Below are 19,261 nucleotides of genomic sequence, written 5' to 3' on the forward strand. Positions count from 1 at the left end.
ACCATTCCATACTCCATTACAATCCTTTATGCATGCATGTTTTCCGGTGGTTCCCTCAACACAGGTTCCGCAACTATCGACAAAAGCTCCGCCTCCCCAAATACCCTGGCAGTCTTTTGTGCAGCTTAATGTGTCGGAGCCACCCCAGATTCCCTGGCAATCCTTTTCACAGGGAAGCTTACCGGTGTTGCCTCCGACACATGTATGACAACTATCCAGGTAAGCCGTACCGCCCCAGACTCCGTTGCAATCCTGAATTTGGACAACTACAATACCTCGTCCTACTGTGCTCATATATGCCCTGCCAAATACATTCATATCCCCCATAACAAAATTGCCGTTCCCGGGTCCGCCCCATTCATGGGCATCATCATTCATTCTTGACCAGGAAGTGCCTTTGTTCGTGGAGAAATAAATACCTGTTACTCCGTCCACCGTCCCCCAGATAAAAATAGTAGGATATGAAGCATCAGGTGCAGTTTTACCAAAACCAACAGCACCGCAGTAAGAAACATTGGATATTCTTATCCATGAAGTTCCGTTGTTAGTGGTATATTTTAATCCGCTACCATTTAAAGCTACCCACACATGTCCTTCATTACCCGGAACGGCCCTGATCCTTTGCGAACCCCATGACCCGGGATTAGATGATGACGCAGTAAAATTTACCCCTTTATTTGTACTTACCAGCAGTTGTCCGCTGCCTGAACTATAAATATAAAATTTGTCCGTATTAACGTAATCCGCTACAGGTATGGCATTTTGAACATTTGTAACACCAGTGCTTGTCCATGTTGTTCCGTTATTTGTTGAGTAATACGTGGTACTTCCGCCGTCTGGACAATGAAGAATTGTATTGCCATCTGCCGATAATGCTACTTTGCCATATGTACCATTAATAGAGGACGATTGTATCCAGGTTGCTCCCTGATTGGTGGAGTAATATATTTTATCCGAAACTCTTACCACTTTACTGGTATTGTTTGCGGCATAAGCTACACTCGTGTTGGTACTGGCGGCCGGAGTTATTATCCGGGCCGGATAGGCAAAAATATCAGGATACACTGCTCCGGATTGGTCTCCTATTCCGGATATAAAAGGGCCTCCCGGGATACTTATTGCATCGAGTGCCACAGTTTCTTCCAATCCTTTTACATCAAATTTCCAGGAAGTGACGGATGCATTAATATTATCGCATGTAAAAACTCCATTCCCTGAAATAATCCTTACTCTCGCCGTATTAAACGGATCAAAGTCAACACTACCGGCCCAATGTATCCCGCGACCAGCTATCCAGCCAATACCATTAACATTCATGGTACTATTGGAGGACAATTTTGAAGTCCATGTTTTTCCTCCATCGGAAGATAAATAGACGAAATCCCCCCATGTATTGCCAAACTGGTTATTACTCCAGGTGTTAATTGTTGAAACAATAATCCTGTTGGTATTTGCCGGATCAACACTAACTCCTCCGTATGAGTAATTATTCCCATTAGGAGTAATGTTGGTCCATATTCCGGTAGCAGTCGCAAGTTTGTAAACTCTCCCGTTGCCTGGATTCCATGGCCCCTCAGCATTTGCCATTACCACATATAAAGTAGAATTGTCTGAAGATAAAACCGCTCTGTGCGGCATAAAAGAAACATCAGGTTGAATTGCGGTGAAAGTACTGCCTCCGTCTGTACTTTTATATATGTTGTCACCTCCCGTTCGGGATATTCCTATATAAATAGTCTGAGTAATTCCTCCCGAAACACTGGAAGAATCGAATACCACAAAACAGATTCCGTTTCCGTTTTCTGTACTTGTAACTCCATTCCATGCCAGCGTCCAGTCGAATCCACCATTGGTGCTTTTCCACAATCCTTTTGATCTGGTTCCGCAAAAAATAATGTCACTGTTATTAGGATCCACAGCCAGACGTTCTCCGTTAGATCTTCCCATTCCGTTTCCATGAGCAGTAAACTTGGAGGTTACTACCACTTCAGAGAATGTATTTCCCTTATCTGTGGATTTTAGTATGGCTGTTTTTCCACCATTAAAGTAAGAAGTCCCTGCAAGGATGTACAGATTGTTCGCATTCTGAGGATCCAAAGCCAGAGCTTCCACTCCCTGGTATGACGTTTGATTATCCGAAGTCCAATCAAGTAAAGGAATCCATTTTGAATTTACCCCATCCCACCGGTAAGCTCCTCCGACATCGGTGCGGCAGTATATGTCTCCTGAAATTTTATGACTTATGATGCCGGTTACAAAACCTCCTCCTCCCAGGGCTACATTGCCAAAGGGTTGTGCATTCAACGTTGAACCTAAGAAAAGCCGGAATAACAATACAAGAATTAAAAGGCCTAATTTGTGCATAAGATTTAGCTATTGAAAAACATCAACTATACTGCGCATAAAAATATCAAGTTTCAGTAGCTAAAACTTATAGTATAGTAGCCTTTATTTTAAATATTGTCGCATCCGGGCGATTCAATTTAATTCTTCAAAAACCATCTTATCAATATTGAAACCGCCGCCATCAATGAAAAGTTTTATAACATGCGTACCGGCATCAAGTTGTGCCGTATTTTTTACAATCCCCCATTTTTGGTATCCACCCGTATTGGGAATTGAAATGGCCTCAGTTAAATTTTTCCCGTCACATTCAAGATGTATTCTCCCGCTTTCAGAAGAAGAAGCAATATGAAATGTAACCTGGCAGGTAGTCGGTTTACTTACAGTAACTGTATATAACATCCATTCACCTTCGGAAGTCCAGCCAATACTATAACCGCCGGCTGAACACTTCTCAATGTCCACACCCACATTTGAACGGTACTGGCTTCCTGCATTATTTTCGTCTTTGTCAACATAGACTTCACCAGGGCAACCCTCATCAAAATCTTCCACTTCAATAATCCCCGGGATGGTATTTGATTTATATGCTCTCTGATCAAGGTTGCATAGTTCCTTCAGACTCCATCCGGAAAGCGAAACATTCTCCGGATTAAGAATTCCAACCTTATTTCCTTCGGCGAGAGAAGGATTAACTGATATTATACTAGTTGGAAATTGTTTGTTTGAAATTTTCAATAAGCCATTGTAGGAGTTCTCAATTTTCCATATTTGATTTTCTTTCCCAGAGAAACCGGCAATCTGAAGATCATTACCGGATATACATTCAATTAATTTATCGCTGTTCCCGCTATTATGAATTCTATACAGTCCCTTGCCCAAAGACTCAAGTTTCCATTGGTTAGACGGATTCTTTTTCTTTGCTGCTAGTGTCATATCTGATTTAAGCACCAATGATCCATTGTTATTCCCCGGTATGATGTAATAATCCGGATTGCAATCGAGGTCCGCATAATTATCAAGCTTGGGTATCTGACCAGTAAAGGTGAATTTCAGAACATAGGCCATATCCTCAAACGATTTTTCAGGCAGATTAACCAGTAAACCCTGTTCATCCTGTTTGTAAGATACAGGTAAATAATTGCCGGCTTTCCCATTAATCAGAACAAGAGATTTCAAATTCTTTAAATTGATTCTTTGGGAAGACAACGAATTTAGTACTACCTCTTTCTGATTTTTATCCCAACCCAGCATGATGGCATAAAGGGTTGTATTGTCCTTCGATCGTGTAAAACGAATATCAGTAGCAGTACCTTCTGCCGGAGCTGTAAAAACTCCGTGTGCCGCACCCATTTTTGTAGGGCCTTCCCCATACTTTTCCCATGCACGTGTAGCATATACTGCTTCGCCATATTTTTTAAGCCAATCACCCATGGCAAGCAATACGTCTTTTTGTTCCTGTGGTATTGTCCCATCTGCTTTGGGCGAAATGTTTAATAAAAGGTTACCGTTCTTGCTTATTCTGTCGAGAAAGCCATGAAGTATCTGTTTCTTTGAATAATACCCTATACCCTCGGTATAACACCAACTTGATGAGCTTATGGCGTCATCTGTAAGCCAGTAATTTTGAGTAAGGTCTGTAGGGCCTCCACGTTCATAATCCAGAACGGCACATTTTGTATTCAGGGCATCCTTATAGGTGGCAACTACTTCCTTATTCCATTTATCAGCCATATTGTAATAATAAGCCAGAAACTCAAGTAAAACCGGTTGGGAAATAACCGGTAAATTGAAATCCTGCCAGATAATATCAGGTTTATAGTTGTCAATAATTTCCTTATGCTTCTGCAGCCACAATTCTTCGTTTTTTTCTTTTCCCCTTTGACCGTATAATATTTGAAGTTTAGGATCTTCAGTTTTGGGAACAGCTTCATAAAATCCGGTTATATTATAGGCATGATGCATCGACAGGATAATTTTCATATTTTTTTTCCGGATAGCATCAGTCAGCAAGCTCACTAAATCGAGTTTGGGTCCCATATCTTTTGCATTCCATGGATTTACCTTACTGGCCCACATTGAAAATCCGTCATGGTGTTCAGCTACGGGTCCTGCAAATTTTGCTCCTGCATCGGCGAATAATTGTGCCCATTCGTCAGGGTCGAAATTACCGCCTTCTGATTTGAGTTTTGGAGCAAACTGTATAAAATTCCCATTTTTGTCTTTTGCACCTGTGATAAAATTATTGTAAGGCCAACTGGATATATCGCCATATGTTTCAGCATGATGCTTGTTTTCAGGGCTATCTTTAAGATACATATTGCGGGGATACCATTCATTTCCATAAGCCGGAACAGAATAAACACCCCAATGGAAATAAATACCGAATTTTGCATCTTTAAACCATTCGGGCACCGGGTTTGACTTTTCCAGGGATTCAAAATTGTTTTGAAACTTCTGAGCTGAAGCACTAAAAGTGACCGCGATAATCATCAGAAACAGAAAAGGCACATTTTTATAAATCATATGTTACATTATTAAATGTAGTGGATACTTTTTATCGTAAATGTATAATTTTATTTAATCCGGTCTGGTATTTTTGAATGGAATCCCTGCCAACAACGGCTTTATTAATAGACTTGATTTCACTGAACTTCTAAACTTCTAAACTTCTAAACTTCTAAACCTATTCCGAATACTTTGTTTCAATTTCTATGCTGGTATTGCTTCGGTTAATGCGGACTATGGAGTGTTGCCTTCCCGACTTGTTTAATTCATTCATGTAGTAATTGATGTAATTCAATTCATCATAATTTAAATGCAGGATAATAGGATCATCGGTTTCCATCATAGATTTGATCTTTTCGCGCAAGGTTCTCATGATTAAGGTTAAAGTTGGGTGTGCTAAAAGGCATCAAAATATAGGGCATATATAGCGTAAAATCAATATTCTGTTTACCAACTCATCTTTTTTGATGACAAAATGCCGTTTAGTTGACACAAGATAACAGTAAGGCGGTGATTTTCATGATTACCTCAATAATGACCACAAATACGGATGCATCAGAAACTGGTAATGACCGTGTGGTATAATCTGTGGGTTTTTCATCCAGGCGGGTTGTGAATTATCGGACAGATAAGTTAAAACATTGAAAATAGTCGAATTGTACGTGTCATAGCTGAAAATTCCTGCATTCCGAAGTATTTGCTGATCCAGGATTTCAGCATTGTTAATGATTCGGTTCATGCAGGTTGCAGACCCGTGCGACGCATATCCCTGCACTTTTAAACCGGTTTGTTTAGTCCATTCCTTATTATAACGTATAAGCAATGTTCGTATTTCCCTGTTAATATCATTTATATTAAAGACATCCTCTCCTCTGACATTTACCTTTTTGCCTTTCCCGTACATTCCCCAGAAGTAGTTTCTTTCGAACAATAATTTAAGGGTGTCATACGAATATTTCTCCCACAAAGGATGCCTGGAATTAATGTATAAGTCAATGGGTGATATATGCGGTTGGATATCCACATGGTTTGAATCTAGGTGCCGGATTAATCCCATATACGCTTTCTGAATCTGAGTTCCCTGGGGTAATTCACAAGGGTCATTCAGCAAAACGTAAAAAGTTGATTGTCCTGACCCGATAACGATTTGTTCGATCTGAAAAGCAATATAAGCCCATTTAACATCGCGTGAGTGAATATCATGCCTGATGACTAAAACTTTGGAAGGTAAAAGCGATGTATCAAGTTTCATATACGTCCTGAAATCGCAGAAATAATACCCATTCTCCTTCATGGTTTTCAGGAAATTGTAATAATAGGGCATTTTATTGATTACAACTGAATCTTCTGCTGTAAGTGGAGTTTCAGTTTGACTCGGTAATGCCGGGGAATCATTCCTTATATCCTGAACATCGTAAATTTTTTCTTTTTCACATGAAATGAATACAGTCATGAAGATTAGTAAACAAGCAGTATATACCGGAACACTGAGACGACCTGAGAACATAGAATAAAATGGAAAACAAAGGGCGAAGTAAGCGCTTCAGGAGCGGATGAATGGCCTCAAAAGGCAGATGTATATTATCAGATTGTGTGATTTTAATCATCGGGTTTTATTTATATTAGCAATAAATAAATTTACTACCATATGAAATCAGGTATTGTTTCCAATCTGGGATTCTTTACTTTACATACTCTGATAGTTTACACCGCTTTTTTTTCAGCTTGTTCACCGGATAAGCCTGAAACCGTCAAAATAAAACCCCGTGTGGTGGTCACCTGTGATCCCGAGCTCGATGACCTGAATTCAATGGTCCGTTTTCTGTTATTCAGCACCGATTATAATGTGGAGGGACTGATTTATACAAGTAGCCAGTTTCACTGGAAGGGCGATGGAAAAGGAACAAAGTTTTCGCATCCGAACAGGGAATATAACCGGTTCGGACTCAATTTGGGGCCCTTTGAATCATACCGCTGGGCAAAGGACGAGCGGTTCATTCACGATGCCGTTGACATATATGAACAGGTGTATCCGAACCTGAAAATCCATAATGCGGATTATCCCACCCCCGGGCACCTGAAGTCGGTTATTCGATATGGAAATATTGAGTTTGAAGGTGAAATGTCAAAGGACACTCCCGGATCGGACCTGATCAGAAAACTGATGCTGGACAGTGTGCCGGGTACTTTGTTTATAACCGCATGGGGCGGGCAAAGCACTATAGCCAGGGCGCTTAAGTCGATTCAGGATCAATATGAAAACACTCCGGAATGGCCGGCAATTAAGGAGAAGATTTCAAGGAAAGTAATGATACTGCCTTCCGGAGAACAGGATGATACCTACCAGCTTTATACAAAAATTAATTGGCCCGATATCGGCTATTCAAAATTGGGAGGATCTGGACTTGGGCTTAGTTACGGCTCTCAACTCCGCAGCAAACCCGAAAACGCTCATTTTTATACTCCCGAATGGATGCAGGAAAACATCTCAGGTAAAGGCCCTTTTGGATCTTTTTACAGGGTTTGGGGCGATGGTAAGCAAATGGTAAAGGATGATATTTTCGACTTTTTCGGCTTTTCAGGTTTTACCGATGACCAGTTGAGAAAGAAGGGTTATATTGTCTGGACACCCATTCAGAAAAAAGGCTCTTTTTTGGGAGAAGGGGATACACCTACTTTTCTGAACCTTATTGATAACGGGCTTCTTGCATGGGAGGATGAATCATACGGAGGATGGAGCGGCCGTAAAAGATCACGAACGATCTCTTTTGATTCCATGGCAACCATGGACACAGCCTTGTTATACTCGATGTTCAGAAGAGATACGGTGCTGCCGGATTTTTTTCCTGCTGTGATGAACAGCCTGGCCGCTCGTTTTAAATGGTCGGTTACACCGGAATTCAAAGATGCCAACCACGAGCCGGTAATTGAAGCTGTTTCAAACATCTCGGTCAAGCCCGGTGAAACGGTTAATCTGAAAGCCAGGGTTTCAGATCCTGACGGGAATGCTGTTACACTAAAATGGTGGCATTTCAAGGTAGGAAGCTACAAAGGCGAAGTGAAAATTGTAAATCCCGAATCAGTTTCAGCTTCATTTATTATACCACCGGATGCCTTAGCAGGTGAAACCATTCATCTGATACTCCAGGCCGATGATAACGGTATTCCGCAGTTGGTAAGGTATCACAGGGTCATAGTCACAATAAAGTGAAATATTGATCAACCTGTTGTTTTTTGTTTCCGGATTTCGTAAACTAGTGACTAACCACACTATCTGCACCGAAACGTTTCTGCTAAAAGGCCTCTGAACGTTGGAACCCGGGAAACCTTGAAAGTACATATCACGTAGAACCTGCATCAACCTGGAATCATAAAATATTTGATTTAAGGACTATTATTAACCTTAATAATTTACAAGTATGAGATTAAGCCTTTCCCTGATTTTTGCCGCTTTCCTGATTCTTTCAGGATGTGAGAAGATTAAGGATGCCACTTCAATTAAAGTGGATACGAGTTTCAATGTTGATTTCCCTGTGACAACCAATCAAAGCAAAGCCACAGCTTCAACATTCAGCCAGACAGAAGTTCTTTCACTTGCTGATAACAGTGATTTGGAAAGCTATCTTTCAAGGATTGATGAAATTGACCTGAGCAATGTGGTTATTACTGTTGAAGGTTTATCGGAAGGACAGACGATCAATACTCTTTCACTTAGTGCAGAAGGTATTGGTACTATTCTGACCGTTACGGATATTACTATGGTAAATAATACATTTACTCCTGAAGTATCATCTTCAATTCTCACACAGATGGGCAATAAACTAAATAGCGACGGCAGTCTTACTTTCACGGTTTCCGGTGAAACTAGTGGTCCTATGACTTTTGTAGTTTCCGCCGGTATGGATGCCAAAGTAAAAGTAGAAACTCTCTAATTTAACCCTTTTTTGTTGAAAAGCCCTTGTAAGGTACCACTTGCAGGGCTTTTTTATTTTCAGTTCATCGGCATCAGCCGGTACTTAATATCGTGTATTATTGAATCGGATGGGATTATTGTCGGATGATCAAAGGTAGTCAGCAATGCCCTGCGGTTAAGCGACCATTGGTAGGGATGCATGAGCAGCTGGTACCTGCCGGGCGCAATGTTTCCGGGTACGCTCATCCATGTTGGCAGGGTGTTATCAGACAGATAGGAGAGAACATTGAATATTTTCGAGTTATAGGTATCGTATTTATAAATTCCGGTTTTTAAGAGAACTGATTGATCCAGCAATGCTTCATTATTGAGAACTTTGTTCATGGGGGTCGCAGAACCATGAGCAGCGTATCCTTCGACCGGCAACCGGGTTAATTTGGTCCATTCCCTGTTATATTTTGGCAAGATCGTAATGAGTTCATGGTTAATATCATTCATTCTGAATACATCCTTACCCTTAACCACCAGTTTTCTCCCGTTTTTGTTTATATCCCATTCGTAGTTCCTGTCAAAAAGTTTCTTCAGGGTGTCTACCGGGTCTTTAGCCCAGTAAGGATGCCTTGTATCAATGTATAAATCAATGGGCGAAATATGAGGCTCAATATCTACATGGTTCGAATCGAGATGACGGATAAGACCCATATAATCGTTTTCAACCTGTTTACCCGACCGGGCAATCTCTTCAGGATCATTAAGCAAAATGTAAAATGTGGAATGACCGGAACCAATAACCATTTTCTCAATCTGAAACGCATAATAAGCCCATTCTATATCGCGATAATGAACATCGTGCCTCAGTACAAGCAGTTTTCCCGGTAAACCTGAGGTGTCAGTATGTAGATAAGTCCGGAAATCCATAAATTCATATCCTTCTTCTTTTAAGGTTGTAAGAAATTTGTAATACTGGGGCATTTTGGCAATAGCCAACGAATCCCGGCGCGACATGGCCTGGTTGTCTTTTATACCATGGCTTGAAATGTGACTGTTAACGGGAGAATACATTTTCTTTCCGCAACTGTATTGGAAAACAAAAATGAATGAAACTATACATGCCCAAAGCAGGGATTTCCTGAAAACTATCCTGATCATACTACATTAAACAATACTTTATCGATAGCACATATATAATGCTAAAAAAAAAGTTTTTCCTTTTTTGCTCCGTTAAAAAATCCTAAAAGACTTCAGATTGTCCAAACTCTGAACATCCCGAACCTCTGAACCTCTGAACTTCTGAACCTCAAATCTCAAATCTCAAACCTTAAACCATAAACTATTCAACAGAGATATCTCCGCTTATCTTTTCATCCACTGACGACCCGCCGATAAAGAAATGCACGTTTCCCTTTTCAAGAACAAAAGAATTAGAATTTACATCCCAATATTTGAGATCTTCAGCCTTCAGGGGAAGGGTGACTTCAACAGTCTGGCCTTTCGGTACAAAAACACGGCGGAATGCTCTCAACTGTTTGATGGGCCTTTCGACCTTTGAACCTGGATAACTGGCATACAACTGAACTACTTCCTCTCCGTCAGCATTTCCAGTGTTTTTAAGCCTGAAGGTCACATTCAGTGTTTGACCGTCTCTGATCGCTTTTTTATCGGTTTGAATTGGCGAGTATTCAAATGTGGTATAGCTTAAGCCGTAACCGAACGGGAAAAGCGGAGTATGTTTATCATACATATATGTGCGGCCGTCTCTCAGATTGTAATCCAGGATGGGCAGTAATTCATCTATCGAAGATGACCAGGTCTGAGTGAGTCGGCCGGCAGGATTCTGCTTGCCGAACAATACATCGGCAAGACCATTGCCGAGTTCCTGGCTGGATTGGGTCATATGCAGAATAGCCGGTACATGCTCCTTTGACCAGTTTATGGCATACGGAAAGCTTGAAATCAGCACAAGAACGGTTTTGGGATTGGCAGCCATGACAAGTTTCACAAGGTCTTCCTGTTCAATGGTGATAGCCTGGCGATCCACATCTTCCCTCCCTTCGCCGGGAACATAATTTTTTCCCCAGCCTGCGTTGTGGCCCAGCGGATCATTACCAATGCATACGATGGCTACATCGGCTTTCCTCGCTGCAATTACAGCCGAATCCGCCTTATTGCTCTGTGCAAATAATATTTCAATTTTGTCGCCTGCCACTTTCCTGATTCCCTGCAAGGCGCTTACCGTATAAGGCGGTTTTCCGCCATACCAGTCGGAAATTACCATATTAGCAGATGGCCCTATTACTGCAACGGTTTTTATCTGATCTTTCTGAATCGGAAGAACCTGTCCTTCATTTTTAAGCAGAACGATTGACTTTACAGTCGCCTGGTAGACCATGTCATGACTTTCAGGCTTAGTCCAGGGTTTGATAGAATCGGTTACTCCTATACCTGAATACGGATTTTTAGTTGAATTATCAAGCAACCCCAATTTCAGCAACACGCGAAGATTGCCGCGGATAGCAACATTGATCTCCTCCTCGGTTATCATTTTTTTTGAAAGGGCTTCCTCAATCGATTTACGGTAATTATCAAGGAACATCGTTATTCCGGCTTTGAGACAAGCAGAAGCTGCCGTTGCAAGGTCAGGATAATATTTGTGAGCCGTTACCAGCAGGTTAAAAGCCCCTCCGTCGGTGCAAATGATGCCGTTCTGGCCCCACTGGTTCACAGTGACATCTTTTAAGACGGGACTAACGGTACAGGGTATCCCATTGTATTTATTATAGGCTGCCATATATGCCCTGGAGCCGCCTTCCGTAACACCTTTAAAAAATCCATATGCATAATATTCCCTGAAAAGCCGTTCATCAAAATCAGAGGAATTGATAGTCCTGTTGTTTTCATTGCTGTTGGCAAGAAAGTGTTTCATCAATGACGCTGTTTTCCAGTATTTGGGATCAGTGCCCTGCAATCCTTTAACAAAAGCCACTGTGAGTCTTGAGTTCAGAAAAGCATCTTCACCATAGCATTCTTCGGTACGGCCCCAACGTATGTCACGGCCAAGATCGGCATTAGGGGCGAGTACAATCAGACCTGCACTGCCATAATCTTTGTTCTGCAGCAAATAGCGGCATTCTTCCGCTTCAAGCGATGCCACACGGGTAATCAGATCCGGATCCCAGGTCTCACCCAGTCCGTAAGCCTGCGGAAATGTGGTGGTTGCCGATTCGCCTTTTCCTTTTACAGCCCAGTTGGCAGGGCCGCTCAGGGCAAGGCCATGCAGGCCTTCTACTATTCTTGTTCCCTTAACTCCGAGACGGGGAATGGAAAGACGTGAAGATAAACAGGTAATCTTCTCATCTAATGTCATCAAGGAGATCAGGTTGTCGAGTCTTTTTTCGTCAGCCAGATCCGGGTTCTGAAAAGGAAAAGTTTGTGAATAACAGGCACACCAGCCTGTTAAAAGGATTGCGTATATAAAAAGCTTTTTCATCGGGTTGTTTGACTTGTTTGACGTTTAAAGATAAAAAGTTCAATCGTATTTTTTAAACCATATCGTTTTATTTTGTGAATAGGGCGCGGTTAATTACCTTTCGGTAAAACTGAAATTCTATCATCATGAACACAAGGTTTCTCTCCACCAGGATTTTCTGTACCCTGATATTAGCGGTAACAACCATGTCTTTGACCATGGCACAGCCTTCGGGCGGCCCATACGGTCCCGTGAAACAGAATTATGTACTTCCTAAAACGGTCGGAAATGTATTCTATGCTGCGGGGCATCACGCCGTTTATGAATGTCGGACAGCATCAGGATTTTGCGGAAAGCTTAAAGAATCACAGGTAAAACAAATGGATTACAATGTCATTGTAAATGATCCTGAAAATAATAACCATGTACTGGCAAACTGGAGCCCCTCAGCCAATTCATCGCAAGTCCAGGGGTGTGACAGGCAACTGCAGTCGGCTGATGACTTCCAATCTGTTTTTGATGGTTCATCTCTGCACAGTCTTTATTTCAGTGAACCGGATCTGCAGGTATTCAAAAGCCGTGAACTGGGAAATTACGAGCTGATTCCGAATTTTAAAGGAGCATCCGGAGCAACTGTTCTTCCGGTTACCGTTCAGAAATTGCTTGGATTGTCGCCTAAATATGTGTCCTACATTGGGGCTTATCCAAGTCGTTAGATCACCAGTCACCAGTTTCTATTCACCAGTCACTTTCTTTTCCCTATGAAGATACATCTCTAACAGCAGGACAACAAATCCTGCTGTTATTTCCATATCGGCAGCGTTGACGATGCCGGTCTGGAAGATGCCGAAATTGAAATGAAGGAAATCAGTTACTGATCCGTATAGGATCCGGTCGATTATATTTCCTATACCGCCGCTTATGATCAGGCAAAGTCCTGAAATCAAAAGCCATGTATTGTTTCTGCTAAACAGGTAATAAAAAGCATAGCAAAGTACAAGAAGCGGCAATACGATCATGAGCACACTGTAAATCCCCCTGTGAACATTACTCCCCAGTCCCAGGAAAGCGCCTGTATTTTCCACCTTGGTCATGGTAATGAAATGATCGAATACAGCAATTCTTTCATTGTATTCGAGGGAATGTCTCACTATGTTTTTAGAAATCTGATCACAACCGACAAGAATAACTATTGTCAGGATCATGACCAGGTTTCTGTACATCCGGCTTTTATTCATCATATCAATTACGATATAAATTCAATTTTTATAAAGTGCGAATTTAGTATTGTTTTTTTCTTAAAGATTAAAATCGAACCGGACTAATGATGTAATTCATCATCTTATTGGCCCATGGAATGAAATACTGAAAATTGGGAGCATCGGTATGTCCCCCGTCATGTTGTCTCCAGGCCAGCTGGCCGTCAGTTAATCCTGTGAGCACGGGGGGCATTTGTTCTTTCATGTAATCATTCATTACACCAAGGTCTTTAGCTCCAAGAAGCTTATATACAACACCGGCTGCTATGGTGGCCATGTAGCTGCCTTTCTGATCGAGCCATTTGGCATCACCTTTTTCGGGAATTCCATAGCTGATAAAAACAAGCCTGGGAGCGCAAAGGGCAATCAGTTCATGTGAGTCAACCGGAAGGTCACAACCTGATTTTTTCCCGCTGATTCCCTTCGATGCCCCGTATTTTAAATAATTACCTGCCATCCAATGATACTCACCTGATGAAGTTAGGTTTTCAACTGCTTCACCGAAAAATCTGCGATGGAGCGTTGTTCCACCCTTACCGGATGAGCCGATAAGTCCGACGGCGAATCTTGTTTCAAAAGCAAGTGTGACGAGAGCTGCCTTTCCGTATCGTGAAACGCCTTCAATTCCTACTTTTTTGGAATCCACTAGGGTGTCGGTTTCGAGATAATCCAGTCCTCGTGCTGCACCCCAGGCCCATGCACGCAGAGCGCCCCAGTCATCGGGTTTCCTGGGCTGCCCTTTATTCACAAGTCCAATTATTCCACGGGTTAATCCGGCGCCGTTATCAGCCTGTATGCTCGACGGATCAATGATGGCATATCCCCATCCGGCTGCAAGCAATTGTTCTGTGGGTGCTGATTCACCGTTGGGCGGAGGAGCGAAAAAATCAGGTCCCGGCAATCTGGTAATAGGTGTATAGGCAGGGTATTTTTCAAAAACCGCCTTCATTTCAGGATCATTTTGAATAAGCATTTTCTTGAAGGCTTCATTGATCTTCACCAAATCTTCAGGGGATGGCTGGGCAGGCGAGGGGAGAACCGGCCGGCCGAACATCATTAACACAGGAACAGGACCCTTTACGTTAACAGGCAAAACAACCACCATATTGATATCCACGTTTATCAGCGGATAGTCATGGTTGTCCACATGTCCGTTCAGTTGACGGGCTATGACGGGTATGCGACCCACGAATTCCCGATCGGTAATTTTAACTTCCCACGTAACACCCGGAATATAATCCGGTAACCGGCCATAGACTTCTCTTTCAAATGCTTCAGCAATTTCAGGTCTGCGCAGTTTCCACCACATATCTGGGGAAGAAATTTTTTTACCATTATTTAATGTGAGCACATCCGGAAGCCGGGGACAGGGATTGGCAAGTGATTCATCGTAATTGGCATGATTCGGATCATTTTCATTACCGCTGAAACCGGGCCGGATTTCCGTGATGCCCAGTTGCTTCATCATATTATCATGATCTTCCTGAGCAGTAAAGGTGACAGGAGTCGGGTAATCCGGTTCAATTTTTTGTGCGGGCAGCAATCCTGTAATTCCTGAAAATAAAAGCAGGAATGTGAATTTTTTCATCTTACTCACCAATGGTTTCTTCAAAGGATGAAATTAATCTTTTTTGTTTTTCCCGGAATTAGTATGTCTTTTTATCAATTATAGTTTTGCAGTTGAGACAAAAAACTCTGTGTACACATATCGTCGCTCCGCAAACCTTGCATTTCCATTTTAAGTCCTCGGCTTTCAAGAATGTCTCAATCCCGGACTTTTTAATGTCGTCAAGATTTTCGATCATGCTCATTCCATATTTGGATTTATATCGTAAATCAAGATTTTTTAACCTTGTGCAGGGATATATTTTACAATCAAAACAATATCCGGATTCAGTTTCTGCAAGCAGTTCACAATTTGCAATTTTACAGCTCCGGCATACCTTTGGCTTGTTCGGGTCATCAATCCTGTAACAGCCACCACAAGGTTTTTTATCTCTTAAATGACCAATGCAGAGCCCGCAATTCATTCCGCAGGGAGCAATAATTTTAATCATTGACATTAGTTTGTTTAATCAACCAACACTAGCACCCGGAGTCGGGATATCTATCTAAAAAATCTATTTATGTCAAAGATCCATCATAGAACGTTTGAGCCAATTCTGCCGCAAGTTGCCGTTGATTATTCATGTTTCTATGATTTTTTATTAAATGACCTACAACGTTCGCCGGTATTGCCAAACAAGCCAGGTGCGCTGTTAATTTCTTTAAATTATTCAAAATACTCGATTCCGTTTTTGTCTACATAACCCCTTTTACCATCAATTTCAACCATAAACAACCCATTCCTGATTTGAACGATATAATTGTATTTTTCTTTCTGTATTTTTCCGTAATCGATATTGTAATCAGGATAATTTATTTTTCTTATATACTCAAATTTAAGAATAAAGTCATCCCATTTCATAAATTCAATTAATGTCTTTCCAGATGTATCTATTGCACTGTAAAAACCTTTCTTTTCAACAACACCCATCCCATATCTGAATGGTTGTGCATAATCATATTCAATTCTGGTAATTTCTCTTCCTTTTGTATTAACATACCCATATTTACCTTTTAATTGCACTCGACCAACGCCACCCGAGAATTCAAGAGTACCGTCAGGAGATGTACTGCAATCCTCAAAAGTAAAGGGTTCATATTTCAATGGTACTACTATCTCACCTTTTTCGTTAATATAGCCAGCTTTCCCGTCCTTTTCAATAACGCTTAAGCCATTATTAAAAGCCAACGGCTTATTATAAATAATGGGTATTATGATATTACCGTTTTGGTCAATAGTACCGTATTTTTCATCTCCAACCGATAAATAGCCATGGTAGAATGATACCCAATTATAAGGTATGTGGTAATGTATTTTGCCATTTCTGATATCCAGCAGATTCCATTTATTGTATTTTTTAACCGGCATTAATGAATCATTTAGCCACTCCATGCCTGTATATTCATATTGATCTATAAATGAAGATAAAATTTTTCCTTTATAATTAAATATATAAGAAGTATCCATCTTGCTGGCCATATAGAGGCCATTGATAAAACTTGAAATCCTATCATAAAGCGGTTTTATAAAATAATTACCTAAAGTATCAATAACTCCCCATTTTCCGTTCAAAGATACCTCAGCCCTGCCAAATTCATCAAACATTCTGAAGTCATCATATATTATTTCAGAAATAAAACCTTTTTTTGGACTATAAAAGCCCCATAATAGCCCTTTCCTAAAAGGGATGAGGCCACTATAGCATATTGTATCACCAGTATTAGCAGATAATTGCATTAATAAAGAGTCCTGCGCAATAACCTTATTTGATCTTTTTTGCGGTTCATTTTTGCATGAAAACGACAATATACCTAGTATTAATCCTAAGATCAATAGGAAATTTTGTTTATGCATAATGTATTGTATATAATGGCGCTAAATAAGTGTCTTAATGCGCGTAAAAGATATTGTTATCATTGCGCTAAAATTTTATCCAAATTTAATCAATTTTCAATTGAAAGGCACACTGATGGTGTCAGCAGTTCAAGTGAACACACATTAGCACCGAATAGCCCGGCAATTGGCTATGACCGGTTGCTGGCACCAGTTAATTTATTTCTTTTTGAAAGCAAAGTCCTCAATTATTAAGGTATCAATATATGCTGCTTTGATCCAGCCATAAATTGTATCCTTATCAAGTAATCTAATCCCAATATATTTATTGCTATTATTTTCCCAATTATTTATCCAGGCTGGGAAGGATGAATTTGCAAAATATACAATTGTACAAGTATCCCAATTATTGTATTGAAAGATCTTCTCTCCTTTTACAAATTGTTTGATTATATGATCTGAATCCGTTGCTATTTGATAATTTTTATTAAGTCTCGTCAATTCAATTAATTGATAACCTGTAGGAAAACAATCCCCGATATTGCCTGCATTACAGCATGAAAAGTCTAAATCAGGGACCTCAACATCGTATGTTATTTTAAGATCAGAATTATTGTCAAAATCTAAATCAACAGAATTATCTCCGTAAAAATATTTACATGCAGTTTGAGTATAATCTATTCTGATATTTGGAATAAAATCAAAAAAACTGACCGAATCTCCCTTCTGACCAGCAAAAATGCTAAAATCAGTTTTTATGAATTCCTTTTTGTCTTCTTCGCAGCTAAAAAATATTAGTAAGCATAAGATTAGGTAAAATGGTTTCATATTTTTCTATTAATTGGTGTATTATCCACTTTAAAGGCACGGCAATTGCCCAACAATTGCGTATACCAGCCACAGTAAATTTATTAAAATTTCCAATTAATATTTACCCCAAAGGATAACCAGGCACCAAAATCATTACGATTGTTATAGGTTGGTCCAACACCCCATTCATACAGTTCTGGGTCTTTGTGACCTAAAGTCTCGTCATACTCCAATTCACTAACTTTCCTTAAAAGCTTTTGGAAACCAATGCCAGCATACGTATCAACAATTAAGTGTTTGGTGATAAAAAAAGTATGACCCATTTTAGGGACGACAGTAATACGTCTGTCTTTCACTGTATAAATGTCTTTTATTTTAACTGAGTCGTTGTTCGGTTGCAAATAAAACATCTTATCATGAAATGTATTTTGATGGATACCCATCTCAAGCGATACATAAAGATTTCTATTTAAATAGTATGGTACTTCCAATAAAAGCTTATGTCCATCAAACCTGTATAAATCATCATAATGATAGACATCAATCTTTTTGCCATATTTCAGTTGAATTTCGATTCTATTTGTCACAAAATATGATGCACCAAAATCCAAACTAGGCATAAATATATTACCAATATTCAAAGGCGCAAGAGTAATTAGAACATTCCCCTGTTCAAATCTTTTCTTATTCGTTTCCTGCGCTCCGGACAAGATTGAACATAATGTTAAAAATATTACTAGAGGATATCTGTACATGTCTTATATTATTGTGGCTAATGCTCGCCGGTATAACCGGTTGCGTTTCGAAGCGCTTGCATGTCGGGTTACGAACTTATAAAAGCCAATTGAGCTAACAATAGAAGCGCACGGCCCGGAAATAACGTATGACCGGTTGTTAACGGCTGTTTTTATTCAATCCTTACCAATTTTATAAAGTCAGGTTTTATTAAAAGTAAATAATATTTCTGCTTAAAGGAATTATTGGTTATTATTATTATACCATTAACCTTATCATAAGACCAGATATCATCACTTTTTTTGTTTTCCATGACAGCAACAAATTCACTTGATTGTAAGTGTTTATAATTCGTAGTTAGGAATAAATTGGACTTAGTAAATTCCCACTGGGAATAATCCATTGTAATTGATTTAGGTAAATTTTTGACTAATGATATTGTATCATTAATCTGTATCTTTTTAGATGCCAATAAGTACCATTTTCCTACAATTGTCTCTGAATTGTAGAGATCTTGTCCCGATATTGAGTATGTAAAGAATACAAGACAAAGGCTAAATGTTACTGATAATAATTTATTCATGACATTTTTTAATAAGATGCATGAGAAATTTAATTTCCACAATCGTCCGGTATATTTTTATAATATGTCTTATCCTAAAATATGGCTACAGGTTAAACAATAAATTAAGCTACATTTTCAAAGACATAATTGGGAGTTTTATAACCTAAAGATAAGTGAAGTCTTTTAGAGTTATAAATCTCAATTGCATTTCTTGTTGCATCGC

Annotated in this window: 16 protein-coding genes; 3 read left to right on the forward strand and 13 right to left on the reverse strand. The window is 40.0% G+C overall.

Annotated elements, in window-relative coordinates; genetic code table 11:
* The 4 genes from VK179_10970 to VK179_10985 all read right to left on the reverse strand — a co-directional run.
* Positions 1–2,364: hypothetical protein (locus VK179_10970; GenBank protein ID HLO59256.1), on the reverse strand; the 2,364-nt coding region annotated here is incomplete at its 3' end.
* 114 nt (positions 2,365–2,478) lie between these two features.
* Positions 2,479–4,869: an alpha-L-fucosidase gene (locus tag VK179_10975; GenBank protein HLO59257.1), complete on the reverse strand. Its 2,391-nt coding sequence runs from the start codon at positions 4,867–4,869 to the stop codon at positions 2,479–2,481.
* Positions 4,870–5,029: 160 nt separating this feature from the next.
* A complete protein-coding gene (locus VK179_10980) occupies positions 5,030–5,224 on the reverse strand; it encodes a hypothetical protein (protein ID HLO59258.1) in 195 nt (64 codons plus the stop codon).
* 150 nt (positions 5,225–5,374) lie between these two features.
* Entirely contained in the window at positions 5,375–6,304 is a 930-nt protein-coding gene (locus VK179_10985) for a hypothetical protein (protein HLO59259.1), read from the reverse strand.
* 195 nt (positions 6,305–6,499) lie between these two features.
* On the opposite strand from VK179_10985, the gene VK179_10990 reads away from it, so the two are divergent.
* Entirely contained in the window at positions 6,500–8,062 is a 1,563-nt protein-coding gene (locus tag VK179_10990; GenBank protein ID HLO59260.1) for a nucleoside hydrolase-like domain-containing protein, read from the forward strand.
* A 208-nt stretch (positions 8,063–8,270) separates the two neighbouring features.
* Positions 8,271–8,783 (forward strand): hypothetical protein, encoded by a 513-nt coding sequence (locus tag VK179_10995; GenBank protein HLO59261.1) that lies wholly within the window; start codon positions 8,271–8,273, stop codon positions 8,781–8,783.
* A gap of 59 nt (positions 8,784–8,842) precedes the next feature.
* Here VK179_10995 and VK179_11000 read toward each other — a convergent pair whose 3' ends face one another.
* Together VK179_11000 and VK179_11005 are read right to left on the reverse strand one after the other, a co-directional pair.
* Positions 8,843–9,913 (reverse strand): hypothetical protein, encoded by a 1,071-nt coding sequence (locus VK179_11000; protein HLO59262.1) that lies wholly within the window; start codon positions 9,911–9,913, stop codon positions 8,843–8,845.
* A gap of 181 nt (positions 9,914–10,094) precedes the next feature.
* The gene (locus VK179_11005) at positions 10,095–12,251 is read right to left on the reverse strand and encodes a glycoside hydrolase family 3 C-terminal domain-containing protein (protein HLO59263.1); all 2,157 of its coding nucleotides are present in this window, start codon (positions 12,249–12,251) and stop codon (positions 10,095–10,097) included.
* Positions 12,252–12,376: 125 nt separating this feature from the next.
* On the opposite strand from VK179_11005, the gene VK179_11010 reads away from it, so the two are divergent.
* Positions 12,377–12,946, forward strand: coding sequence for a hypothetical protein (locus tag VK179_11010; protein ID HLO59264.1), 570 nt, complete (start codon positions 12,377–12,379; stop codon positions 12,944–12,946).
* Positions 12,947–12,964: 18 nt separating this feature from the next.
* On the opposite strand, the gene lspA is transcribed toward VK179_11010, so the two are convergent.
* The 7 genes from lspA to VK179_11045 all read right to left on the reverse strand — a co-directional run bounded on the left by lspA (position 12,965) and on the right by VK179_11045 (position 19,056).
* Positions 12,965–13,471, reverse strand: a complete 507-nt coding sequence (gene lspA / locus VK179_11015) for a signal peptidase II (GenBank protein ID HLO59265.1) — start codon at positions 13,469–13,471, stop codon at positions 12,965–12,967.
* Positions 13,472–13,535: 64 nt separating this feature from the next.
* Positions 13,536–15,077, reverse strand: a complete 1,542-nt coding sequence (locus VK179_11020; GenBank protein ID HLO59266.1) for a hypothetical protein — start codon at positions 15,075–15,077, stop codon at positions 13,536–13,538.
* A gap of 58 nt (positions 15,078–15,135) precedes the next feature.
* Positions 15,136–15,546 carry a DUF3795 domain-containing protein gene (locus VK179_11025; GenBank protein HLO59267.1) on the reverse strand — a complete coding sequence of 137 codons (411 nt, stop codon included), beginning with the start codon at positions 15,544–15,546 and terminating at the stop codon, positions 15,136–15,138.
* Positions 15,547–15,761: 215 nt separating this feature from the next.
* Positions 15,762–16,949 (reverse strand): WG repeat-containing protein, encoded by a 1,188-nt coding sequence (locus VK179_11030; protein ID HLO59268.1) that lies wholly within the window; start codon positions 16,947–16,949, stop codon positions 15,762–15,764.
* A gap of 198 nt (positions 16,950–17,147) precedes the next feature.
* A complete protein-coding gene (locus tag VK179_11035) occupies positions 17,148–17,756 on the reverse strand; it encodes a hypothetical protein (protein HLO59269.1) in 609 nt (202 codons plus the stop codon).
* 83 nt (positions 17,757–17,839) lie between these two features.
* Positions 17,840–18,493, reverse strand: coding sequence for a hypothetical protein (locus VK179_11040; GenBank protein ID HLO59270.1), 654 nt, complete (start codon positions 18,491–18,493; stop codon positions 17,840–17,842).
* Positions 18,494–18,645: 152 nt separating this feature from the next.
* Positions 18,646–19,056, reverse strand: coding sequence for a hypothetical protein (locus tag VK179_11045; GenBank protein HLO59271.1), 411 nt, complete (start codon positions 19,054–19,056; stop codon positions 18,646–18,648).
* Between the last annotated feature and the right edge of the window lie 205 nt (positions 19,057–19,261).

The organism is Bacteroidales bacterium, assembly GCA_035299085.1.
Taxonomy (GTDB): domain Bacteria; phylum Bacteroidota; class Bacteroidia; order Bacteroidales; family UBA10428; genus UBA5072.

Bases quoted from the DNA above. Each gene is read 5' to 3' on its own strand.
- VK179_11030 (HLO59268.1), bottom strand. From the start codon at position 16,949: ATGCATAAACAAAATTTCCTATTGATCTTAGGATTAATACTAGGTATA.
- VK179_11005 (HLO59263.1), bottom strand. From the start codon at position 12,251: ATGAAAAAGCTTTTTATATACGCAATCCTTTTAACAGGCTGGTGTGCC.
- VK179_10980 (HLO59258.1), bottom strand. From the start codon at position 5,224: ATGAGAACCTTGCGCGAAAAGATCAAATCTATGATGGAAACCGATGAT.
- VK179_11035 (HLO59269.1), bottom strand. From the start codon at position 17,756: ATGAAACCATTTTACCTAATCTTATGCTTACTAATATTTTTTAGCTGC.
- VK179_11000 (HLO59262.1), bottom strand. From the start codon at position 9,913: ATGATCAGGATAGTTTTCAGGAAATCCCTGCTTTGGGCATGTATAGTT.
- VK179_11010 (HLO59264.1), top strand. From the start codon at position 12,377: ATGAACACAAGGTTTCTCTCCACCAGGATTTTCTGTACCCTGATATTA.
- VK179_11040 (HLO59270.1), bottom strand. From the start codon at position 18,493: ATGTACAGATATCCTCTAGTAATATTTTTAACATTATGTTCAATCTTG.
- lspA (HLO59265.1), bottom strand. From the start codon at position 13,471: ATGATGAATAAAAGCCGGATGTACAGAAACCTGGTCATGATCCTGACA.
- VK179_11045 (HLO59271.1), bottom strand. From the start codon at position 19,056: ATGAATAAATTATTATCAGTAACATTTAGCCTTTGTCTTGTATTCTTT.
- VK179_11020 (HLO59266.1), bottom strand. From the start codon at position 15,077: ATGAAAAAATTCACATTCCTGCTTTTATTTTCAGGAATTACAGGATTG.
- VK179_10985 (HLO59259.1), bottom strand. From the start codon at position 6,304: ATGACTGTATTCATTTCATGTGAAAAAGAAAAAATTTACGATGTTCAG.
- VK179_11025 (HLO59267.1), bottom strand. From the start codon at position 15,546: ATGATTAAAATTATTGCTCCCTGCGGAATGAATTGCGGGCTCTGCATT.
- VK179_10975 (HLO59257.1), bottom strand. From the start codon at position 4,869: ATGATTTATAAAAATGTGCCTTTTCTGTTTCTGATGATTATCGCGGTC.
- VK179_10990 (HLO59260.1), top strand. From the start codon at position 6,500: ATGAAATCAGGTATTGTTTCCAATCTGGGATTCTTTACTTTACATACT.
- VK179_10995 (HLO59261.1), top strand. From the start codon at position 8,271: ATGAGATTAAGCCTTTCCCTGATTTTTGCCGCTTTCCTGATTCTTTCA.